This is a genomic window from Culturomica sp., assembly GCF_003524185.1.
Taxonomy (GTDB): domain Bacteria; phylum Bacteroidota; class Bacteroidia; order Bacteroidales; family Marinifilaceae; genus Culturomica; species Culturomica massiliensis.
In genome coordinates this window covers 12,871-36,842 of sequence record NZ_DOED01000011.1, presented here as the reverse complement: position 1 = coordinate 36,842, position 23,972 = coordinate 12,871, and the positions used below count along the sequence as shown (strand labels likewise).

Sequence of the window (23,972 nt, the reverse complement as noted above, 5' to 3'; positions counted from 1 at the left end):
AAAACAAAGAATTTGTATGCGTGTCGCTTTATATTGCCTTTCCTTGCTTTGGTGCTGCTGTATCTGCTCTTCTGTTTTTTCCCAGGATACCAAGACTTTAACCCAGTCGTTGGAAACAATATTTAAGGATGTCCGTTCCGGAGAAAAGAAAGTTTTGATCGATGATTGTATCGCGACGTGGACTTCTTCTTTTTTGCCTGAAAACGAGAAGGACAGTATCCGTGTTATCTTTCAGGATATGCAGACACTGCGTTTGTCTCCGGTTGCAGAACTCCGGGATTTTGCGGAGTGTGTGAATGCATTTTGCAAAAAACAGGAAAAGGAAAATTTAGACGTGTGGCTGACCGGTATAAAGAAGGCTCTGAACGCTCCGGATAAAAAACGGACCGTGGTAAAAAGATATCTGGAGTCGACCCGCAAGCTGGCGTGTGACGATCTTCTGTTTGCCGGGACATCCCACAGATGGTATATCAAAGGACAGGCCCGCTGGGTTTGGGGTACTCCTCTACGGATAGACTATACAGAGGCGGAGGTTGTCTGTAAGACGGCTAAAGATTCGATATGTATCGTTTCTACAGAAGGGGTTTATTTTTTGGAGAGTAATAAATGGGGCGGCCGGGGCGGATGCGTATATTGGTCGGATGTGGATTCTTTGAAGGCCGATCTGGCCAGGTACACGATCGATTTGAATATGTCCGAATATGCTGCGGATTCGGTGCTTTTTCATTGCGAAGCCAAATATGGCCGGCCGATTTTGGGAAAATTAAAGGATAATGCCTCCAAATATGCCCGGAATAAAAAAGCGGAATATCCTTATTTTATGTCGTATGCAACCGATATTGTGATCGATTCTTTATTCCCGTATGCCAGTTACCGGGGAGGGATTATTTATGCCGGGGAAAAGTTTTCCGGGTATGGACCGGGAGAGAATCCGGCCTATGTACATATCCAGCCTAACGATACCTTGAATATGTATGTTTATTCGGAACGTTTTACGATCGATACGAGCCGTGTGCTGGCTGCGACTTCACGGATCGTTCTGGATATGGATTCCGGACAGTTGTTTCATCCGAATGTCAATTTTGTCTATATGGATAAGAACCGTACGGTAACGGTCAAGCGGCTTACGGAACAAAGTCTTCATGTGCCGTTCAGGGACGATTTTCATAAAATATTGTTCAGTGTAGAGCAGATCATATGGCCGATAGACAGCAGTTATATGGAAATGAGTATGAACAGCCGCTCCGGACTTTTCAAGGCACAGGTCGAATCCCTGAATTTTTTCAATGATCGTATTTACGATAACCTGCAGGGTCTGGATGAAGTGCATCCTTTAAACGGTCTGCATAAAGCGGCAATCGAGTTGGAAACCAATACATTTTCGATACGAGAATATGCCGGGATTATGAAAAAACCGGAAGACCAGTTGCGCAAGGAGTTGATTTCTTTGTCGTACCGGGATTTTCTGGACTATAATGAAAAGAAGGACGAAGTGACGCTAAAGCCCCGTTTGTTTGCTTATACGGAGGCCCGTGTCGGGAAACGGGATTACGATAATATCCGTTTCGATTCGCATCCGAAGAACGGACGTATCAATGCCGTACTCGATTTAAGGAATTATAATCTGAAGATTTACGGTGTGGAGAAATTTACGATCAGTGAGACCAAAGATATCTATGTGGAACCTTCGGATAAAACGGTCGTGATGATGAAGAACCGCGATATGGAATTCAGCGGTAAGCTGAAAGCCGGAATGTTCGATATGTACGGGACGAATCTTTTCTTTTCATATGACCGTTATACGGTGGATTTGACACATGTCGATTCTACCGGCATGTATCTTACGGACCGCATGACGAGAAAAAGAGGGGAAAGGATCAACTCGTTGATACGGGATGTAACCGGCGATATCGTCATCGACAAACCGGATAACAAATCCGGAAGGAAAGAAAATCCCGATTTCCCGGTTTTCAACTCGACGAAAGATTCTTATGTGTATTTCGACGATCCGGAGATACAAAACGGAGTTTATAAGCAGGATAGTTTTTATTTTGTGATCCGCCCTTATACATTGAAGAATATCAATGATGCCGGTAAGTTCCGTTATGCTTTCAGCGGTACGATGGTGTCTCATATCGTACCGGATATCAACGATACATTGGTGTTGATGAAGGGGAATGCTTTGGGAATGGAATACGAGACACCGGGAAACGGATTGAAGCTGTACGGAGAAGGAAATCTGAAAAGCCGCATTACGATGAGTCAGAACGGATTCCGGGCAGATGGAGCTGTTACCATGAACGGTACTGATTTTAAATCTTCCGATATATTGATGACTCCGGATTCGATGATGACAGCGACGAAGCAGATTACAGTAGATTCTGTCGCAGACCGGCGTCCGGGGGCTGTGGGGAAAGAGGTACAGATTAAATACCTTCGAAAAGATAAGAATCTGATGGCGACTTCGACAACCTTACCTTTCAGTGTGTATAATGACCGGATTAAACATGCCGGAACGCTTTTTGTGTATCAAGACCGGATGAATGCTTCCGGAACGATTGAGATGAAAGATGCCAGTCTTTCTTCAACGCTATTTCATTTACAGGATCATAATATCCTTTCCGAACATACCGATTTGCAGTTGAGCTCGCTGGGCAATAAGAACATACAGTTGAATACAGCCAATGTAAAGGCCAATATCGATCTGGCATTGAATAAGGGTAAGTTTATGAATAATGAGGATGCCAATAAGGCCGATTTCCCGTCCAACAAATACGAATGTTCTTTCAGGAGTTTTGTGTGGTATATGGATGAGGCTTATTTGAATATCGGCATTGAGGATGAGAAAGAGTTGCACCGGATCTGGCAGATCGACGATGAGAAACGGATACCCGACCAGGGGAAGAATATATTCGTTTCGACAGACAAGGCCTGTGATTCGCTTACTTTTATTGCTCCGCTTGCAAAATATAATCTGGCAACCGGTGAAATACAATGTTTCTGGGTCAATCATATCGATTTGGCCAACGGCCGCTTTTTCCCCGATGAAGGAAAAATATTTATCGGTAGTTTGGGGGATATTCAGGAATTCAAGCAAGGACGGTTTTTGTGTGAATTGACCGACCGGACGAAAACCCTGACGAATGTGGATTTAAAGTTAAAGGGCAGGTATACTTTTGACGGTAGCGGTGATTTCGATTATATCAATCAGGACCGGAAACGGAATGTGATCCGCTTTACGGAGATTAAAGCGGATACGTCCGGTTTTATTTATGCGAAAGTAAATATTCCTGACAATGCTTTTTTTGATCTGAATGAAGGCATTGTTTATAAAGGCAATATCACGATGTTTTCCAGGGAAAAGCATTTGTTTTTCAACGGTTATGTCGGTTTGATTACCGATGATTCATTTTTGAAACACAATTGGCTGAAGGTGAAAACTTATTTTGCGGCCAATGATATCCGTATACCTGTACAGGTGGAGAACCGTAACGATAAGGATGCGCGGATTTACAACGGAATTTTCCTGAATGTCGATAAGATTGTCAAACCTTATGCCGCTTTCCAGAGTAACCGGATTTTTTATAATGACGAATTAATTATCGGAGGACAAGGGGAGATGGTGTGGTCTAAGCACGACAAGAAATACATTATCCGGGATACCTTTATCGGTAAAGATTACCGGATGTGCTACGATCCCGCCACAGCTACCGTATCGGCTTTCGGCCGTTTGAATATAGCTTTGGAAGCTCCGGGAATCTATCAGAATACTGCCGGACAGATTCGGTATAATCTGAGAGAAGAACAATTGAATATAGACAATGCTTTGTATATCATTAATTTCCCGATGTTGGGAAAGATGGAGGCCGTGCTGCAACGGGATTTGACTGATAAAAAGTTGAAGGGGATACAGATATCGCCGGCTTTGCGTTCCAAACTGACGGCTGTATTCGGGCGTAAAGAAATGGCGTTGTTGAATAAGCAATTGGATAGAAGCGGTAACAATATTCCGGATTCACTGAATCAGACGTTTGTCCTTGATTCGTTGTCTTTGAGTTGGGATGCCGGGAAAAGAAGTTATGTAGCGAACGGAAAAGTTATGGTGTTGTCGTTTATGAAGAAACCGGTCGGAAAAGAGATGAAAATAAAGATGGAATTGATACGGCGGAGAACAGGAAATGAGATTTATATGTATCTTTACGATGACAATATGTGGTATTATTTCGAATATTCCGATAAGTCTTTGTATGCCTTATCTTCCAGTGCCGAATATAATGAGATCATTAAGAATGAAAAGGCTGATAAGAAGGATATCCGGGATAAAGACAAGCAGTTGTTGTATACGATTACACTTTGTCCGGACTCGAAGAAAGAGCGGTTTTTGAAAAGGATAGGAGAAGGGGGTTTATGATTTATGATTTACGATCTTTGATTTACGATCTTTGATTTACGATTTTAAATTTGAAATACAAGGGTGGAGGAGAGGTAAACGGAGAAATTCTTTCCATTTCTGATTTACGATTGGGTGTGCAGGTTTGATTGTAAATGGTGAGGTAACGTGTTTAATAATTTTAATACAAAAGAAAATGACAACGAAAGAAAGATATAAAGGTTTTATAGCCTGGTTTAGTGAGCATATGCCGGTGGCGGAAAGTGAATTGCAATATCAGACTCCTTTTGAACTTTTGGTGGCCGTGATATTGTCTGCCCAATGCACCGATAAGCGGGTAAATATGACTACGCCTGCCTTATTCGCGCGTTTCCCGGATGTTTTTGCTATGGCAGAGGGAACGGTAGAAGAAATCTATGATCTGATAAAGTCGATTTCATATCCCAACAATAAATCCAAGCATCTTTCCGCTATGTCGAAGAAGCTGGTAGAGGATTTTAACGGTGTCGTACCGGATGATATGGAGTTGCTTCAGACCTTACCGGGAGTGGGGCGTAAAACGGCTAATGTGGTCGAAGCGGTGGCTTTTCATCGTCCTGCCATGCCTGTAGATACTCATGTATTTCGGGTGGCAGACCGTATCGGTTTGGTAACCGGTGCTAAGACTCCTTTGGAAACCGAGAAACAACTGGTTAAAAATATTTCTCCCGATATTCTTTCTACGGCCCACCATTGGCTGATATTGCACGGGCGTTATACCTGTACGGCCCGGAAACCCAAGTGTGAAGAGTGTGGTATCAAGGCTTATTGCCGCTATTTTGAAAAAAAATAAATTTTTTTTTATACCGGAACGCAACCATTCCCGTAATTGTGCATCTTAGTTACAAACAACTAAAAGTTTTTTTCATATAGCAACTGAGTAATAATTACGGGAATAATTATTGTTGTTTATGGGGTTAGTTAGACGGTACATCTTAACGGATGTACCGTTTTTTTGTATACGAGGCTTGTTTTCAGTGTCGTTGTATTATAAAAATAAATAGTTCATCAGCTAATCTTTAAATTTTCAGATTTCACAAATTCTTTTTTCTATTTTTGTAAGATATTGTAATTTGGAAAGTGGAGAATATAAAACAGATAATATGGCATGTAATAGCAGGCGAAAGCCGGAATGGTTAAAAATTAAATTACCGAAGGGACAGCTTTCGGTAGATGTACTGAATATTGTTCGGGAGCATCATTTACATACGATATGTACGAGTGGAATGTGTCCTAATCAGGGAGAGTGCTGGGGATGCGGTACGGCGACATTTATGATCTGCGGGGATGTCTGTACCCGCGGATGTAAGTTTTGTAATGTGAAAACCGGAAAACCGGCTCCTCTGGATCCCTCAGAGCCTTATAATATTGCGAATTCAGTAAAGTTACTGAAACTGAAACACGCAGTGATTACTTCGGTTGACCGGGATGATCTGGATGATTTGGGGGCTGCTCATTGGGTGAAAGTGATAGAAGCGGTGAAAAAAGAGAATCCGGAGGTTACGATGGAAGTGTTGATACCTGATTTTCAGGGTAGGAAAGAGTTAATCGGCCGAGTTATTGCTGCCCGTCCGGAAGTTATTTCGCATAATCTGGAAACTGTACGGCGTTTGACGAATGCTATTCGTAGCCGGGCTACCTATGATATGTCGCTGGAGGTTGTACGGCAGGTATCGGAATCGGGTGTTGTTTCGAAATCCGGAATTATGCTGGGATTAGGTGAGACAAGAGCAGAGATTTTGCAGACGATGGATGATTTGAGAAGTGTCGGTTGCCGTGTCATGACCATCGGGCAATATTTGCAGCCGACGGCATCTAATGTGGAAGTGAAGGAATATGTTACCCCTGAAGTGTTTGATGAATATCGTCGTATCGGTTTGGAAAAAGGGTTTACACATGTCGAAAGCGGACCATTGGTGCGTTCCAGCTATCATGCAGAGAAACATGTCAGATAAGTCAGAAAGGTGATTTGTAAGAATCGCGGAAGAGAAGCTGGTGAGAACGATGGTCCTGCATGCGGACAAAGGACAGGCATCAGGCGTTTGAATTTTCGCTTGATGATTCATAATGTCATTTTTGAATGAAAAACGGTAGGTTTGAATTTATCAGTTCAATATGGAAAAGAGACATACGATATATGAGGATTTAGGATCGAGGCGTTACCGGGAAGTGTGGGAAATGCAGGAGAAGGTGCTGGAGGAAACGAGGGAACGGAAGCTGCAAGGAAAAGTAACTTCCAATTACCTTTTCTTTGTGGAACATTTGCCTGTATATACCTTGGGTAAAAGCGGAAAAGAGGGTAATATGCTGATCGATACCATACAACTTCGGGTCAGGCATGCCGAGTTTATAAAAGTCGACCGGGGAGGAGATATTACTTTTCACGGTCCGGGGCAATTGGTGGCCTATCCGGTTATCGACCTGGAAAATTTCGGCTGGGGAGTAAAGGAATACGTTCATGAGCTGGAGGAAGTGGTGATACGGAGTATCCGGGAGTATGGGATAGAAGGTTGCCGGGTGGAAGGTGCTACAGGTGTATGGTTAGAGGCTGGTAGCAGCAGGGAACGGAAAATTTGTGCGATCGGGGTGAAATGTTCCCGTTATATTACCATGCACGGTTTTGCTTTGAATGTGAATACGGATTTGAGTTATTTTAATTATATTCATCCCTGTGGTTTTATCGACAAAGGGGTCACTTCGCTGGAAAAAGAGTTAGGGCATAAAGTAAGCATGGAAGAGGTAAAACAGGTTGTTCTCCGCTGTTTCCGGGAGGTGATGGGCATGGAGATCATATGAGTGTATTGAATCGATAAATCCGTTGATGGATATTATATTTTGCAATCTGCTCTATAAAAATTTGTAAAACATGAATTGTCGGCTTTTATAGGGCATTTTAAAACATTTGTATGAAGAAAGGAATATTTTTAGCGATTTGTATATTGTATATAATGAATGTGTTTGCTGTTGATACTTTGACAGTAACTAATATACAGCGGATTGCCGACGGATTGAAAATGCCCGGTATTCAGGCCGGTGATAAACAGGTGGTTTTCCCGGCGGTACCGGAGGGGTATGTTTTGGAATTGAAAGGAACGGACCGTTTGCCGGTAGTGGATGCACAGGGACATATCGGGAAACCTTTGACAGATGCTTATGTACGGTTTTATTTTACGCTTACTAATCAGGGTACGGGAGAGACAGTGGAAGTGACTCATCTGGACGCCCTTGTTCCGGGAGAGTGTACGCCTTTGGCTGATGCCAATGCTTGTCCGGAAGTGATACCATCCATACGGGAATGGTGTGGAGGAAAAGGTGTTTTCCTGTTGGAAAAAGGGAAAACTATCGTTATTGATCCGGCCTATGTCCGCGAATTACAAAAAACGGCGGAGATACTGGTTGAAGATATGAATACTTTATGTGGACTTAAATACGAGGTGAAAACGGGAAATCCTGGTGAAGGAGATATCTACCTTACATTGAAAACAGACGATCGTAGTCTGGGGGAAGAGGGATACCGCATGACGATAGGAAAGCGGGTGGATATAGAAGGTGTTGCTGCTAAAGGTGTATTTTGGGGAACACGCACTTTGTTACAACTTGCAGAACATGGCCGTTTGAGTTTGCCCGTCGGGAAAATCCGGGATTATCCGAAGTATGCGCGCCGGGGATTTATGCTGGATGTGGCCCGTAAATTTTTCCGTCTGGAATTTTTGCAGGCTTATGTCAGAATTATGGCCTATTACAAGATGAATGAATTTCATGTGCATTTGAACGATAATGGGTTTATACAATTTTTCGATAACGATTGGGACAAAACTTATGCGGCTTTCCGTCTGGAGTGTGAAACGTTTCCCGGTCTGACGGCCAAGGATGGTTTTTATACAAAGCGTCAGTTTACGGATTTGCAATTACAGGGAATGGATTATGGCGTGAATGTAGTGCCGGAAATCGATGTTCCTGCTCATTCACTGGCATTTTCACATTACCGGAAATCGTTGGGGAGCCGGAAATACGGTATGGATCATTTGGATTTGTCGAATCCGGAAATATATCCCTTTCTGGACAGTTTGTTCAGGGAATATCTCGGGGGTAGCAAACCGGTGTTTGTCGGTCCCGAAGTACATATCGGTACGGATGAATATGCTAAAGAAGAGGCGGAGGGTTTCCGGAAATTTACCAACCATTATCTGAAATATGTGCAGGGGTTCGGCAAACGGGCCCGGCTTTGGGGGGCATTGACACATGCGCAGGGCAAAACTCCCGTTACTTCTGAAAACGTAATTATGAATGTCTGGTACAACGGTTATGCCGATCCGAAGGAGATGATAAAAGAGGGATATGAGCTGATCAGTACGCCCGACGGGTGGTTGTATATCGTGCCTGCTGCGGGATATTATCATGATTACCTCAATTTAGGTGTAGTGTATGATAAATGGGAACCCATACAAATCGGGAATCAGTTGTTTCCTGCCGGTCACCCGCAAATTCTGGGCGGAACGTTTGCCGTGTGGAACGACCATTGCGGAAACGGCATTTCCGAAAAAGATGTGCATCACCGGACTTTTCCCGCGATGCAGGTGTTGGCACAGAAAATGTGGGCCGGACGTACAGAAGTTCCGTATAAAGCTTTTGCCGCTTTAGCGGGAAATTTGAGAGAGGCACCGGGAGTAAATTTGATGGGTAAGGTAAAATCTGCCGGGGCTACAGTTTTGGAATATCGTTTTGCAACGACGGAAGGTAAAGATTTATCCGGGAATGGGTATGATTGCATGATTCCCGTAAAGGCTGTAAATTCAGAAGGATTAAAGCTGAACGGTAAAACAATGGTTCGTACTCCGGTAAAGGAAATCGGATATGACTATGCGGTTGAGTTTGAGATTGCGCCTGCCAGTGGAAATTCAACGGAGTCTGTCCTGTTCCGTTCGCCCGATGCGGTTGTCGTATATACTGCCGGCGGACAATTGGGGTTCCGGCGTGACGGTTATTTTTATACTTTCGATTATCAGCTGAAACCCGCCGAATGGCAGAAGATAAAGATAGAAGGGGATGCTAAAGGTACTACATTGTATGTTGATGGGAAGCAGGAACAGCGTTTGGAGGGGAAAAAGCGGGTTGTAAAAGATAAGAACGGCCGTGAAAGTACGATGTATATCCAACAAACTCTTGTCTTCCCGTTGGAACAAATCGGGGATACAGAGGACGGATTTACCGGGAAGATCAGGAGTCTGAAAGTGACAGACCGGAATGCTGTGGTCAAAAATTGAGAGATAAAACGGAATCCTCATATTGAGTTTATGATCTATGAAAACAGAATTGGAAATATGTGCATATTCCCTGGAATCTTGTCTGGCAGCCAAAGAGGGCGGTGCAGACCGGGTGGAACTGTGTGCCGGAATGTATGACGGAGGAACAACGCCTTCTGCTGCAACGATTCGGATGGCCCGTGAAATTACCGGGAATATGCAGTTGTTTGTCATGATCCGTCCCCGGGGAGGAGATTTTCTATATTCTGATTTGGAGTACAGGCAGATGCGGGAGGATATTCTCTTTGCCAAAGAGACGGGAGCGGATGGCGTCGTGTTGGGGATATTGGACCGGGCCGGGAAGGTCGATAAAGTGCGTATGGCAGAATTGGTGAGGCTGGCTTTGCCTATGCAGGTGACTTTTCACCGGGCTTTCGATATGACGGACGATTATAAAGAGGCGTTGGAGGCTGTTATCGAAGCCGGTTGTTACCGGATACTGACATCGGGACTCCGGAATACGGTTATGGAAGGATTCGATACCCTCAGGGAGATTGTAAAGTCGGCGGAGGGGCGTATTCACATTATGGCCGGCAGCGGTGTTTGTGCCGCTAATGCGGCTACGATTGCTGCTTTGGGAGTCAATGCATTGCATATGAGCGGTAAAAGCAGCAGGGACAGTAAAATGTCGTTCCGGAATCCGGCTGTTTTTATGGGTGGTGTACCGGGAATACCGGAATACGATATTGCCTATAGCGATGTGGAAAAAATCCGGAATGTAAAAAGTATATTGCAAAATTTTTGATATAAGATACCGAATGAAAAGAAAACCGGACACAACAAGTTGTGTTTTTCCCCGTATATCCCGCTATATATGGATTATCGGGAGTATGGTATATCTGATTGGAGCAGGCGGATGTTGCCGGGAAGGTTTTACGCCGGGAGAAAAGCAGATCATCTGGTCCCGGGAAGGAAAGATGATGCGGTTGTATACGGTAGATAACGGGGAGGATTCTTTGTTGCTTAGAAGCCGGGCTTTGGCTTTGACTCCGGAAATGTTACAGACAGAGGAATACAGGCTGTTGAAAGCAGGTATGCTGGCGACAGTGAGGGATACGGCTAATACCGGGGTTGGCATTGCAGCACCGCAGGTCGGTGTGTCGAGACAATTGATCGCTGTGCAGCGGTTTGATAAGGCGGGAGAACCTTTTGAGTTTTATATCAATCCGGAAATAATACAGTATTCGGAAGAGAAACAATGTGGTCCTGAAGGTTGTCTGTCGCTACCCGGAGCCCGGGATAGCGTGATGCGCTCCGAACGAATTGTTGTCAGTTATATTGATGAGGTGAATCATAATGTGTGCCGGGATACGGTGAAGGGTTTTACCGCAGTTGTTTTCCAGCATGAAATAGATCATCTGAAAGGGATTTTGTTTACGGATAAAGCTGTTAAAAAGTAGTGTGTATGACGAGAAGAAGCACTTTTGCTGAAAAAATATTGAATGCTCCCGCAGGAAGCATTGTATATATCGAGCCTGATATCGTACTCAGTCACGATAATTCCGCCCGGGTACGGAAACTGTTTCAGAAGATGGGAGGAGAAAATGTATTGCATCCGGACCGTTTGGTGGTTGTTCTCGACCGTAAGATGACCGGGACGGTAAACAATATGATCCAGGATTACAATTCCATCCATGATTTTATGGAAGAACAGTGTGTAGAGCATTTTTTCGATTGTGATAAAGGGATCTGTCATCAGGTTTTAGCCGGTTTTCTGCACCAGGGGCTTGTTGTTGTCGGAAGCGACAGCCATACTTGTACGGCAGGTGCGTTAGACTGTTTTGCCGTCGGATTGAATAAAACCGAGACGGCTTATTTGTGGAAGACCGGAAAGATGTGGTTCCGGGTACCTGAGACGGTAAAAATTACGTTATCCGGTAAGTTCAGGGAAGGGGTGTATGCCAAAGATTTAGCCTTGCATATTCTGGGCATGCTGAGGGATGAGGATGTGGATTATACCCTTGTCGAATATCATGGTGAAGGTGTGAAAGAATTGTCGATTTCCGACCGGATGACAATTGCCAATATATCGGCAGAAGCAGGATTGAAGACCTCTGTGTTTCCGCCTGACGACAGATTGGCGGATTATTTCGGGGATTATGCCGTACAAGGGGTATGGGCGGATGAGAATGCCGTTTATCACAAAGAGTTTACACTGGATTTAGGACAGGTGATGCCGCTGGTTATGGTTACTCATCAGTTGAATGATGTGAAGAGTGTTGCCGAAGCGGAAATGCTGGAAATTCAGCAGGGTTTGATCGGGGCATGTTCTAACGGACGTATTGAAGATTTGCGGGTAGTGGCCCGTATTCTGGAGGGAAAACGGTTGGCTTCCGGTTTTCAGCTTTCCGTTATACCGGCTTCCTATGATATTTATATACAGGCCCGGGAGGAAGGACTTGTAGATAAAATAACGAAGGCCGGTGCTTCCGTGTTGGGTGCCAGTTGCGGACCTTGTCTGGGAAGCAGTCATATGCTGAATGCTGATACCAAACGTTTTATTACGACCACCAATAGTAATTCCATGCAGCGGATGTCGGAAGTCGGTGTGGAGAAATACATTGCGTCGCCTGCAACAGTTGCCGCGACTGCATTGACCGGAAAGCTAAGTGCAGAGGTAGAATATTCGGGAGAGGTATACGGTTATTGGGCGACTCCCGTTGTAGCGGTACGGATTGATGAATGTGACGACCGCAGACGGGGATATGTTTGGAATTATACGGATGTGAATCATATTTCTTCCGGTCAGTTGTTTGAAGAAAAGCAGTCTTACCGGATTTCTATCGAGGATTCGCGTGCGATGGTCCCGCATTTGCTCGCCGGCTTGGATGCTTCGTTTGCAACACGGGTGGAATCGGGTGATATTATTCTGGCAGGTGAAGATTTCGGCTGCGGTAAATTGATCAAACATGCCGCCATCGGTTTAGTGGAAGCCGGGGTAAAAGCCGTGATCGTGAAATCCGTTAATCGTAATTTTTTCCGGATGGCTTTAAATCACGGGTTGTTGATTATCGTCGCTCCGGAAATCATAGAGGCATATCGTTCCGGAGATGCTGTAATTGTGGATATATCCGACGGAAAAGTGAATGTCAATGAAAAAGAATACTGTCTTCCGGAATACAATCCGATCATTCTGGAGATGATAGCTAAAAAAGGAATCATGGGATTATGAAAAAGCTGATATGGGGCGGGAGTATTTTACTTCTGCTGGTAGTTGTCTGGTTAGCCGGGCCTCGTTTTCCGGAACCTGTTTTAAATACGGATTTTCCTCGTATCGAAATTGCTGCCGATCGTATTGTAAATTATATCGAAGAACAGGAGGCTGCCTATGCCGTGAAACCGGACAATCAAAGCCTTGTTTTATGGGGAGATGGTGTTGGTAAAAAGACAGAATATGTCCTTTTGTATTTACATGGTTTTTCCGCCAGTCGGTATGAAGCTTATCCTGTGACTCACGATTTCGTCCGTGAATTTCATGTAAATGCATATTTGCCCCGTCTGGCGGAGCACGGGTTGCAGGGGGACGATGCCCTTTTGAATATGACTCCCGAACGTTTGTATGCTTCTGCCCGTGAAGCTTTGGCAATAGCTCACAATCTGGGAAATAAAGTGGTTATAATGGGGACGTCTACCGGATGTACCTTGGCTTTGATGTTGGCGGCCGATTTCCCGGCTAAAGTGGAGGGACTGATATTGTATTCTCCGAATATACGCATTAATAATCTGTTTGCGCCTCTCTTGTCGGGGCCCTGGGGCTTGCAAATCGCCCGCTTGGCCTATGGAGGAAAATACAGACAGAGTGAGGATGCTCCTGACAGTAAAATATGTCAGTATTGGAATTGCAGTTACCGGCTGGAAGCAACGGTTTACTTGCAACAGTTGCTGGACGCCCGTATGACGGAAGCTGAATTTGCCAAAGTGCAGGCGCCCGTATTTTTAGGGTATTATTATAAAGATAAAAAGCACCAGGATCCGACAATAGATGTGAAAGCGGCTTTGTGGATGTATGATGCCCTGGGTACCCCCGAAGACAGGAAGGTAAAAATTGCATTCCCCAATGCCGGCGCCCATGTGATTGCCTGTGAACTAACCTCCGGTTCTTTCCGGGAAGTTGAAGAGGAAACTTTTACTTTTTTCAGGGAGATGATTTTGAAGTAAGACGGGGAAAGAGAAAAATTATTTAAGATTTCTGATTTACGATTGGGGTGTAGATTTAACCCAAAAGGAGGTTTTTAAAATCAAAAATCAAAAATTACACAAATGAGTCCGTCCCAGTGTGTAATTTTTTTGATCAGATAATTTGAATTAACCAGTCTGAAAGTCTTTTAGACCCGGGAATAATAGGGACGGGAAGCAAAGAAAAGAGAAAAAAATCTTTTGAATAGACAAAAGTGTTAAAAAAAATCGTTATGTTTGCGTATAGTATAAAATGCAACATAGATAATGAACGACGTCAGAGAATTGGTATCCTATTTGAGTAGGGCCGAAAGAGGCTATACCAAAGTTTTAAACAGGGCTTTTCAGAAAGCAGGTTATGATCTTAGTCGGGAGCAGTTTGAATTGCTTCAGGTGTTGTGGGAAGAAGACAATGTCAACCAGCAGACGATTTCCAGACGGTTGCAGAAGGATAAGTATAATGTGACCAAGTTACTGAATACCTTGACAAAAAGAGGTTTTGTACAGCGTAAGATGAGCCAGGAGGATCGTCGGAATAACTTTGTGGTGTTAACGGAGAAGGGACAGGAAGCCCGTAAGGCTTTGATTGGCGTGGAAGAGCAGGTGCATGCCGACCTTACTTTTACAATTGCTCCGCAGGAAATAAAATCCTGTGTATGGGTTTTACGGAAATTGACCGATTTGATGAATTAAGATTAATAACTACTTACTTATGAAATTTGGAGAATTACAACCGAAAGATTTATGGCATTATTTTGAGGAGATATGCCAGATTCCACGCCCTTCGAAAAAAGAAGAGAAGATCGCTGCCTATTTACTGAATTTTGCGAAAGAGCAGGGATTGGAAGCTAAAAAAGACGAAGCAGGAAATGTGTTGATTATAAAGCCGGCTTCGGCAGGTATGGAACAGACGCCTACCGTTGTATTGCAGGCGCATATGGATATGGTGTGTGAGAAAAATGCGGATACGGTTCACGATTTCGATAAAGATCCGATTCAGCCTTATATAGATGGGGAATGGGTAAAAGCCAAAGGGACGACTTTGGGGGCGGACGATGGGATCGGGATGGCTGCCCAGTTGGCGATATTGGCTTCGGATACCATAAAGCACGGACCGTTGGAATGCCTTTTTACCGTGGATGAAGAGACCGGTTTAACCGGCGCTTTTGCTTTAAAGCCGGGATTTTTTGAAGGAAGAATGTTGTTGAATCTGGATTCGGAGGATGAGGGGGAACTGTTTATCGGGTGTGCCGGAGGTATAGATACCGTTATCGAAATGCCGGTGGAAAAGGACGCTCCAATAGGAAGTGTATTTGCCGTAAAAATAACGGTGAAAGGTTTGCAGGGCGGACATTCCGGGGATGATATCAATAAAGGGAGAGGGAATGCCATCAAGATATTGAACCGCTTTTTATGGGATTTAAATCATAAATACGGTATTCGCATTGCTGATTTTTCGGGAGGTAACCTTAGAAATGCCATTGCCCGGGAAGCCAGTGCCGTCATTGTCTTTTCCGAAAAGTGTAAAGAGCAGGTACGGGTGGATTTCAATGTGTATCAGGCAGAGATGGAGTCGGTATGGAAGCTTACCGAACCCGGATTAAAGATGGAACTGGAATCGACGGATTTGCCGGAGCAGGTGTTGGTCCCGATTTATACTGCCCGGTTGTTGAATGCTTTGTATGCCTGTCCGCACGGGGTTTTCAGCATGAGTTACCGTATGCCCGGAATGGTGGAGACTTCCACGAATCTGGCGTCAGTGAAGATGCTGGATGACAACGTGCTTATTACAACTTCTCAGCGAAGTGATGTCGATTCGGAAAAAATGAATATCGCCCATATGGTTGCTTCTGTATTCAGTCTGGCCCATGCGAAAGTAACCCATGGAGAAGGGTATCCGGGCTGGGCTCCCAATCCGGATTCGGCTTTGTTGAAGATTGCCGTCGCATCATACCGGAAATTGTTCGGAAAAGAACCGATCGTTCGTTCCATTCATGCCGGTTTGGAATGTGGCTTGTTTTTGGAAAAATATCCGGATATGGATATGATTTCGTTCGGTCCTACATTGAGAGGTGTTCATTCTCCGGATGAGAAAGTAAATATTGCAACGGTGGAGATGTGGTGGCGGCATTTGATCGATATTCTGGAACATATCGGAGAAAATTGAGGGTAAGGACATGTCGAAAAAATTGGAAAAATACGATCGGCTATACGAGCAGATCAAGCAATATATCGTAACGACCGAAGATATCTGGGCCCGTTTGGCGACGATGGAAGCCGTGTTGCATCATAAAATGCAGACTTTTTTCTGGACCGGTGTTTATGTATTGGTGGATGACGAATTGCTTGTACGTTCTTATCAGGGACCTGTAGCCTGTCAGAAATTGCGCCATCATACGGGGGTATGCTGGGCAGCCGTGAGTTCCGGGAAAACAGTTATTGTTCCCAATGTGGAAGAATTTCCGGGACATATAGCCTGCAATTCGGCTTCGAAAAGCGAGATTGTCATCCCGTTACGGGACAGGGAAGGTAAAGTATTCGGGTGTCTGGACGTCGACAGCGACCGGCCGGATGCTTTCGATAAAGAGGATGAGCAGGGATTGTGTAAAATCCTGTCTTTATTGTATAGTAATTAATTTTGTGTTAAAAAAAATTAATGCTGCTTTGAATTTTTTATTGACATTATTACCTTAGTTGCCACAAAGGAAAAATACAAATTCGTTAAATACAAAAGAGAAAAATTATGAGAAAAACAGTATTGTTACTTTTGATGAGTTTTATGGCTTTAGGAGCTTTTGCCCAGGATCCCGGTGCTACTGAAAAGAATGCAGGAAACGCTGCCTGGAAGGCTAAAAATTATGCAGAGGCTTTTACGAATTTCGAGAAGTATCTGCAGATCGTAAATTTTAGCGATAAGGCTTATATTTATAATGCGGCTGTTGCTGCAAGCAAAATGAATAATTATGCTGCTGCCGAGAAATATTTTGAGATGGCCATAAAAAAGAATTATAAAGTGGCCAATTCTTATTTGGGTAAGGCTCAGGCTGAAGAGGACCTGAAAAAAGAAGGCGAGATGCTGGCCACATTGGAAGAGGGATTAAAAGCTGTTCCGGGAAATGTGAAATTGGAAAGTATGTACGGTTCTTATTATCTGAAAAAAGGAGTGGAAGCTCAAAAAAACAATAATCTGGAAGCTGCTGCTGCCGATTATGTGAAAATTACCAATCTTACCAATGTAGACCTGAAATCAAAAGCATTTATGGCTTTGGCTTCTTTGTATTTTAATAACGGTGCCGCTATTTTACAGAAAGCTTCTCCGATTGCCAATACAGAGAAAGAAAAATATGCATCAGAAAAAGAAAAAGCTTTAGGAAATTTCAAGAAAGCGTTGGATTATGTCAATCAGGCCCTCAAACTTTCTCCCGAAAGTACGGATGTAAAAGAATTGGCGAAACAGATCAAAGATGCTATGAAATAACAGACTCGGGAATAAAATAAAAAGAGCAGATTTTCGGGTCTGCTCTTTTTTATTTGTGTCTTATTCGACGATGGTTACCCGGTTAAGCGGGTTGCTGTCGAACATATTGGCGACACCGCCTTTGGCTTCTACTTTCAGTTGATTCGGATTAACACCGTAATCTTTGGTCAGGATTTTGAATACATTCTCGGCGCGTTGACGGCTGAGTTGCATGTTGAATTCAGGTGTTCCGGTTGCTTTATCCGCATATCCGATAATGGTATAGACTTTGTTCGGATTTTGCTTGATCGTTTCTGCTACATATTTCAGGTTGACTTTATCCCGGGCCGTAATATTGGCACGATTGATGGTGAAGAAAATAGCTAACGGAGCCATTACTGTTTCTTTTTCAACTTTTACGTCTTGTTTCATGGCTCTGGTACGGTCGAGATCTTCCAGTAATTTCCGGTTGTGCGCCTGTTGTTCGGCTAACTGAGCACGTGTTGCTTCCAGTTGTTGTGTTGTAGCAGCCAGAGCTATGTCTTCTGCCATAACAACCGGTTGCATGCTGCGTTGGAAGTGACGTTCGTTGAATTTGTAGGTAAAACCTGCAGTTACGCTTAAGATACCGTTGGCTCTCTTACCTCCCGGTTCACCGGCAAATTTCTTTTCAAATACCGAACCGCGGATTTCTACGTTCAGGTCAAAAGCATCGGAAAGACGCATTTTGTTGATCAAACCTGCATTTGCCGTGAATACATTGTTACTGGCAGAACGACAAGCATGCATGATACCGAATCCTAAATAAGGAACGGCTTCGTAAAAACGATCCGTACGATAGCCGCCGATCCAGTTAGAAAGGTTCAAAAGCACGTCTCCGTGAACATTGAACTGTTTCCAGTTTTGTTTGTACAAACCGTCTTTGTCGGGACTGCCTGTTACATACATGTTATTGGGATCATAGGTGAATCCTTTTAATGTAAAACCACTTACCTGGGCACGTAAGCCGATGGTAGGTACGAGCCATTTACCTATGGAAAAATCGAAAGACGGAGCAATGCGTTTCCCGAATTTACCCTGGGAGTCATTTTGTCCGAAATAAACCTGACCTCCTGCACCGATGGATATAAACCAATTGTCCCAGAAACCATTGGTTACATAGCCACTCCAGGAAGTGTTCCTCTCCTGTACCACTATTTCAGTACTTTCCTGCGCGAATGACAACAATGGTACCCACGCGATTAATAACATTACTAGTTTCTTTTTCATCTTTTTTCGTTAGTTTAGTTTTCAGTTATAACGTTACGGTAATTTCAAGGGTTTCTTTCTTTAACTAATTTTTCTTTGTGATCTGTTTCCTGTTTTATTGTTTTAAATCCGTTGACTTATTTCCCTTTTTCGTAAATACCTTGAATTTAGTTCTTTAAATTTTTGAAATGTATGACTATTCTAAAGGTCTGTTCTTGTTGTAAAATGTCAAAGAACCCGAATTCAAAAGAGTTACGGGATTTTTTCAGATAAGTTTTAATAAATGACCCAATTTTTGATTTACGGTTATAAAAAATCGATAAATGATAACCGATATTGGTAATTCAGATGTTTATCTCTCCCTGAATAATTAAAAATTTAAAGTTTAGACCTGCTTTTTGCCGATAGTAATTCTTTTATATTTTGACTTGTTTCGGGCTGAAAACAATAAATAAAATTTGAAAACTTTTTTGGTTTTTAAAGTTTTCGGGTTACCTTTGTGCGGTTCAAAAAATAAGGTATATGGATGCAGAACTGGAACAAAGGATTGTAAAGCGTGCTTCTGAACTTTTTCTGATGCACGGGATTAAATCGATAACGATGGATTTTATTGCGGGGGATATTGGAATTTCTAAACGTACATTGTATGAAGTTTTTAGGGATAAAGATGCCTTGCTGTTGAAAACTTTGGCATATCAGGAGGAGAAAAGCAGGGAAGAGCGGGATAAACTGGCGCTTACCTGTACGAATCCGTTTGAATTGGGATTGAAGGAATTTGCCCGGATATCGCAAGCGATACGGCGGGTAAACCGGAATTATATGCGTGATTTACAGAAATACCATCCGAAGGTACTTCCTTATCTGGAAGCTAACCGGAAATCGAATACGGAGGGGTTGATACGTTTGACGGAGGAGGGGATTCGGGAAGGGTATGTGCGTCCGGAACTGAACGGTCGTTTGTTGGCATTGATTTTGCAAGCGCAATTCGAAATCCTGATGAATTTCGAAAAAATCGAAGAATACAACTTTTCGTTTTCGGAGGTGTTTGAAACAATTGTTATAAATTTTGCCAGGGGTATGGCGACTCAGAAAGGTTTGGAGCTGGTTGACAATTATTTGAGTAAGAAGAATGAATAAATGTTTGAAATAATTTAAAAATTATGCGTGGTAAATTAGTATTTGGGTTGATGTGTGCGGCTTGTATTGTGTCGTGTAAACAGCCGGAAGTGAAGGAAAGCGGTCCTCGTCCGGTAAAAGTGACGAAAGCACTTCCTTTGAATGTGGTGGAAAAATCTTTCAGTGGTGTCGTTTCTCCGGATCAGTTCAGTGATCTGGCTTTTAAGATGTCGGGACCGTTGATTGCCCTGAATGTCGAAGAAGGGCAGCGGGTGAAGAAAGGACAGGTTGTTGCCGTGTTGGATCCTTTGGACTTCCGTCTACAGTATGAAGCTAAAAAGTCTTCATATATGACGGCTAAATCTCAGATGGAGCGGTCGGAAAAACTGATTAAAAAGCAGGCGATTTCGCACCAGGATTATGAGTCGACACAGGCCAGCTATGCCAATGCAAAGGCGGCTTATGAAAATGCAAAGAACATATTGGACGAGACAAAACTGCTGGCACCTTTCGACGGTTTTATTCAGAAAAAATATGTGGAAAATTATCAGAAAGTGCAGGCAGGCCAGGGAATCGTATGTTTGATCAATCCGAATAAGTTATTGGTTAAATTTACATTGCCGGAAAATAATATGCAGTATTTGCTCGCTTCGCCCCAAATTGCCGTGGAATTCGAAAATTACCGCGGAAGATTCTTTAAGGCGAAAGTGAAAGAGTATATCGAAGCTTCTCCCGACGGTTCGGGAGTTCCCGTATCTCTCTATGTAGACGATCCGGATTTCAATCTGAATGATTACAAAGTCGCTACCGGTTTTTCTTGCCGTGTGGTGTTGAAAATATCCCGGGAGGGATATGCAAATTATGTGCAGGTGCCTTTGACATCCGTTTTTATGGATCCCCGGACGAAAGAGAAACGGGTGTTCGTATATAACGATGCGGCCGGTAAAGTGGAGCAGCGTGTAGTGAAGGAAGGCGGATTGGTGGATAAAGATATGATTATTATTACAGAAGGACTGAATCCGGATGAAAAAGTGGTGATTGCGGGGACGACCCGTTTGATAGACGGACAGCCGGTAAATGTGTTAACAGAATAAGAGCAGCATATGAATCTTCCAAAATATTCACTAGAGCATACGAAAGTAGTGTATTTTTTTCTGATTATCATGCTGATCGGAGGTACCATTTCGTTTTTTAAATTGCCTAAAAAAGAGGACGCACCTTTTGTTATCAAACAGGCGGTGCTGATCACCCAGTATCCGGGAGCTACGGCTTCGGAAGTGGAAAAATTGATAACCGAACCCATCGAACGGGAAATCCAGTCGATGTCGGAAGTAAAACAGATCAAATCCGAATCGTATTACGGAATTTCTAAAATCAGCATCGAGTTGAAACCGACCATTAAACCAGAGCGTATGCCTGTGAAATGGGATGAGTTGAGGCGTAAGGTGTTGAATATCCGTCCGAAATTACCCCAGGGGGCTTCGGATATTACCGTCAGCGACGATTTCGGGGATGTGTACGGTATTTATTATGCGCTTACCATCGATGAGGGCTTTTCGTATAAAGAGTTGCGGGACTGGGCGCAGAGAATAAAGACGGAATTGACCCCGATTGAAGGGGTACAAAAGGTTCAGTTGTTCGGGGAACAGACAGAGGTTGTGTATGTACGGTTTTCCGTACCCAAATTGTCTGCTCTCGGGCTCGATCCCAACCTGATCGCCCAGACTTTACAGACACAGAATTTGCAGGTAAATACGGGGGAAATCAATGCCGGGAGCTTCCAGTTAAAGATTGTGGCCGACGGTACTTATAAAGATCTGGACGATATTCGCAATCAGTTGATTATTACAAAGGAAGGTAATGAGGTGCGGTTGGGGGATATAGCTACCGTTGAAAGGGGGTACCTCGATCCGCCTTCCAATCTGATGCGGGTGGACGGTAAACGGGCTATCGGCATCGGGGTCGCTTCCGGGGCTGAGGATAACGTAGTTGCTGTCGGGGATTTGGTGGCCGGACGTTTGCATTTGTTGGAGAAATTAATACCCGTCGGCATGGATGTGGTGTCGATTTATCCGGAGAATGTAATCGCCCGGGAAGCGAATAACGGGTTTATCCTGAATCTGATCGAATCTTTATTGATTGTTGTCGCTATTATATTTATCGTGATGGGAGCCCGGGCCGGTATGCTGATCGGGAGTTCTCTGTTGTTTTCAGTGACGGGCACCTTGTTGATTATGTTGTTTCTGGGAGTAGGCCTGAACCGTACTTCTCTGGCTGCGTTTATCATAGCCATGGGTATGCTGGTTGACAATGCCATTGTGGTGACCGACAATGCCCAGATCGGAATCAAACGGGGCATGTCCAGATACAGAGCTTTGATCGCAGGGGCTACGGGACCTCAATGGGGACTGCTCGGTGCGACTTTTATTGCAGTTTGTTCTTTTTTACCGATGTTTCTGGCTCCCGATTCCGTGGCTGAAATCGTAAAGCCTTTATTTATCGTGTTGGCCGTATCTCTCGGACTTAGCTGGATATTGGCATTGACCCAGACACCGACTTTCGGGAATTTCATATTGAAAGAGAATACCTCTGAAGTAAAGTCCGATCCCTATGATACGAAATTTTATCACAGGTTCGAAGGAGTATTGCATAAATTGATTCATCATCGCTTTATAACTTTGTTTACGGTTATTGCAGTGTTGATATTTTCTTTGGTTGTTATGGCTTTGATGCCGCAGAGTTTCTTCCCTTTGATGAATAAACCGTATATGCGCGCCGATCTGATATTTCCGAATGGCTACGGTATACGGGATGTGGAACAGAATGTGTTTCAGATAGAAGAATACCTGAAACAGGATCCGAAGGTGAAGTCCTTTTCCGTGACGATGGGGAGTTCGCCTTTGCGTTACTACCTGGCCAGTTCTTCTTTCGGACCTATTCCCAATTTTGCCAATGTGCTGATAGAAACACACGATCCGAAAGATTCCCCTGCTATGGAGCAGGAGTTTTACGATTATATGCTCCGCAATTATCCGAATGTACTGACCCGTTCGTCTTTGTTCATGTTGTCGCCCGTGCCGGAGGCGACGATTGAAATCGGATTTATCGGAGAAAATATCGATACCCTGGTGGCCTTGTGTGAGAGGGCGAAAGCTATCGCCCGTGAATGCGACGAGGTGATGGAAGTGAGGAGTAGCTGGGGAACACCTGTACCTGTATGGAAACCGATGTTCTCGCAGGAAAAAGGGTTGCGTTTGGGGATTACCCGTCAGCAGGTGGCGTATTCCTTGAAAGCGGCTACCAATGGAGTTCCTTTGGGCGAATACCGGGAAGGTGATGTATTTATGCCGATTCTGATGAAAATATCCGATCAGGATTCCATAAATCCGCAGGATATACGTACGTTACCTGTGTTCAGTTCAAAAGGGAAGTCGATAAAAGTGGAACAGGTGACCGATAATTTTAAATTGGAATACGATTATAGCGTTATCAAACGGTACAACCGGGAACGTTGCCTGATGATGCAATGTGATCCGAAACGGGGAGCGAATGCGATGGCTGCTTTTCAGCAGGTGCTGACCAGTGTACAAACTCAGGTACAGATGCCTGAGGGGTATAAGATGAAATATTTCGGAGATCAGGAACAACAGGATACTTCGATGGCTGCTTTGGGAAAAAATATTCCGTTGATGTTTTTGTTGATTTATCTTACCTTATTATTACTGTTTCCTAAAAATTACCGGAGTCCGGTTGTGATTATGCTGATGTTGCCTCTGATTTTTATCGGCGTGGTGTGGGGATTGATCGGATTCGGCAAATCGATGGACTTTTTTGCCATGCTGGGATTATTGGGGTTGATCGGTATGAATATCAAGAATGCGATTGTACTGGTGGATCAGATCGGAATAGAACTCGAATCGGGTAAAGAACCGGTACAGGCTGTGGTACAGGCAACGAAAACCCGTATTGTGCCGGTGACGATGGCGTCGGGTACGACGATTCTGGGTATGTTGCCCTTGTTGTGGGACGCTATGTTTGCCGGGATGGCTGCGACGATTATGGGGGGGCTGTTTGTGGCGACAATGCTGACTTTGTTTGTTTTGCCGGTAACCTATTGTATTTTTTATAAGATACGTATTGACCGGTAATTGATTATAGATTGTTGATTTGCGATTTTTGGCAGTTGGCTGTAGAAGTGACTGATAATAGGTTGTTGATCGTAAATTGAAAATTAGAAATATAA

General features: G+C 43.9%; 17 protein-coding genes. 16 read left to right on the top strand and 1 reads right to left on the bottom strand.

What is annotated here, in order from left to right:
• The first annotated feature begins 16 nt into the window (after positions 1-16).
• The 13 genes from DD657_RS04545 to DD657_RS04485 all read left to right on the top strand — a co-directional run bounded on the left by DD657_RS04545 (position 17) and on the right by DD657_RS04485 (position 17,386).
• The gene (locus DD657_RS04545) at positions 17-4,411 is read left to right on the top strand and encodes a hypothetical protein (RefSeq protein ID WP_287048695.1); all 4,395 of its coding nucleotides are present in this window, start codon (positions 17-19) and stop codon (positions 4,409-4,411) included.
• 175 nt (positions 4,412-4,586) lie between these two features.
• Positions 4,587-5,222, top strand: a complete 636-nt coding sequence (nth, locus tag DD657_RS04540; RefSeq protein ID WP_021988617.1) for an endonuclease III — start codon at positions 4,587-4,589, stop codon at positions 5,220-5,222.
• A 310-nt stretch (positions 5,223-5,532) separates the two neighbouring features.
• Positions 5,533-6,384, top strand: a complete 852-nt coding sequence (gene lipA / locus DD657_RS04535; RefSeq protein ID WP_021988618.1) for a lipoyl synthase — start codon at positions 5,533-5,535, stop codon at positions 6,382-6,384.
• Between the two features lie 160 nt (positions 6,385-6,544).
• Complete coding sequence (gene lipB / locus DD657_RS04530; protein ID WP_287048692.1) at positions 6,545-7,225, top strand: lipoyl(octanoyl) transferase LipB; 681 nt, start codon at positions 6,545-6,547, stop codon at positions 7,223-7,225.
• Between the two features lie 110 nt (positions 7,226-7,335).
• On the top strand, positions 7,336-9,693 hold the full coding sequence (locus DD657_RS04525) for a beta-N-acetylhexosaminidase (RefSeq protein ID WP_287048690.1): 2,358 nt from the start codon (positions 7,336-7,338) through the stop codon (positions 9,691-9,693).
• 37 nt (positions 9,694-9,730) lie between these two features.
• Positions 9,731-10,477: a copper homeostasis protein CutC gene (locus DD657_RS04520; RefSeq protein WP_287048689.1), complete on the top strand. Its 747-nt coding sequence runs from the start codon at positions 9,731-9,733 to the stop codon at positions 10,475-10,477.
• A 13-nt stretch (positions 10,478-10,490) separates the two neighbouring features.
• Positions 10,491-11,132: a peptide deformylase gene (gene def, locus DD657_RS04515; RefSeq protein ID WP_021988622.1), complete on the top strand. Its 642-nt coding sequence runs from the start codon at positions 10,491-10,493 to the stop codon at positions 11,130-11,132.
• Between the two features lie 5 nt (positions 11,133-11,137).
• Positions 11,138-12,904: an aconitase family protein gene (locus DD657_RS04510; RefSeq protein ID WP_068689301.1), complete on the top strand. Its 1,767-nt coding sequence runs from the start codon at positions 11,138-11,140 to the stop codon at positions 12,902-12,904.
• Complete coding sequence (locus DD657_RS04505; protein ID WP_021988624.1) at positions 12,901-13,890, top strand: alpha/beta hydrolase; 990 nt, start codon at positions 12,901-12,903, stop codon at positions 13,888-13,890. The genes DD657_RS04510 and DD657_RS04505 overlap by 4 nt, the downstream gene beginning before the upstream one ends.
• Positions 13,891-14,175: 285 nt before the next feature.
• Entirely contained in the window at positions 14,176-14,601 is a 426-nt protein-coding gene (locus DD657_RS04500; protein WP_021988625.1) for a MarR family winged helix-turn-helix transcriptional regulator, read from the top strand.
• 19 nt (positions 14,602-14,620) lie between these two features.
• Complete coding sequence (locus DD657_RS04495; RefSeq protein ID WP_021988626.1) at positions 14,621-16,075, top strand: aminoacyl-histidine dipeptidase; 1,455 nt, start codon at positions 14,621-14,623, stop codon at positions 16,073-16,075.
• Between the two features lie 10 nt (positions 16,076-16,085).
• A complete protein-coding gene (gene msrC / locus DD657_RS04490) occupies positions 16,086-16,544 on the top strand; it encodes a free L-methionine (R)-S-oxide reductase MsrC (protein WP_082989214.1) in 459 nt (152 codons plus the stop codon).
• A 107-nt stretch (positions 16,545-16,651) separates the two neighbouring features.
• Positions 16,652-17,386: a tetratricopeptide repeat protein gene (locus DD657_RS04485; RefSeq protein WP_287048684.1), complete on the top strand. Its 735-nt coding sequence runs from the start codon at positions 16,652-16,654 to the stop codon at positions 17,384-17,386.
• 60 nt (positions 17,387-17,446) lie between these two features.
• Here DD657_RS04485 and DD657_RS04480 read toward each other — a convergent pair whose 3' ends face one another.
• Entirely contained in the window at positions 17,447-18,634 is a 1,188-nt protein-coding gene (locus tag DD657_RS04480; protein WP_021988635.1) for an OmpA family protein, read from the bottom strand.
• A gap of 501 nt (positions 18,635-19,135) precedes the next feature.
• On the opposite strand from DD657_RS04480, the gene DD657_RS04475 reads away from it, so the two are divergent.
• From DD657_RS04475 to DD657_RS04465, 3 genes are read left to right on the top strand one after another with little or no spacing between them, the layout of a single operon-like run.
• A complete protein-coding gene (locus tag DD657_RS04475) occupies positions 19,136-19,750 on the top strand; it encodes a TetR/AcrR family transcriptional regulator (protein WP_021988636.1) in 615 nt (204 codons plus the stop codon).
• A 23-nt stretch (positions 19,751-19,773) separates the two neighbouring features.
• Positions 19,774-20,823, top strand: coding sequence for an efflux RND transporter periplasmic adaptor subunit (locus tag DD657_RS04470; RefSeq protein WP_068689312.1), 1,050 nt, complete (start codon positions 19,774-19,776; stop codon positions 20,821-20,823).
• Positions 20,824-20,832: 9 nt separating this feature from the next.
• Positions 20,833-23,877: an efflux RND transporter permease subunit gene (locus tag DD657_RS04465; protein ID WP_021988638.1), complete on the top strand. Its 3,045-nt coding sequence runs from the start codon at positions 20,833-20,835 to the stop codon at positions 23,875-23,877.
• Positions 23,878-23,972: the final 95 nt, after the last annotated feature.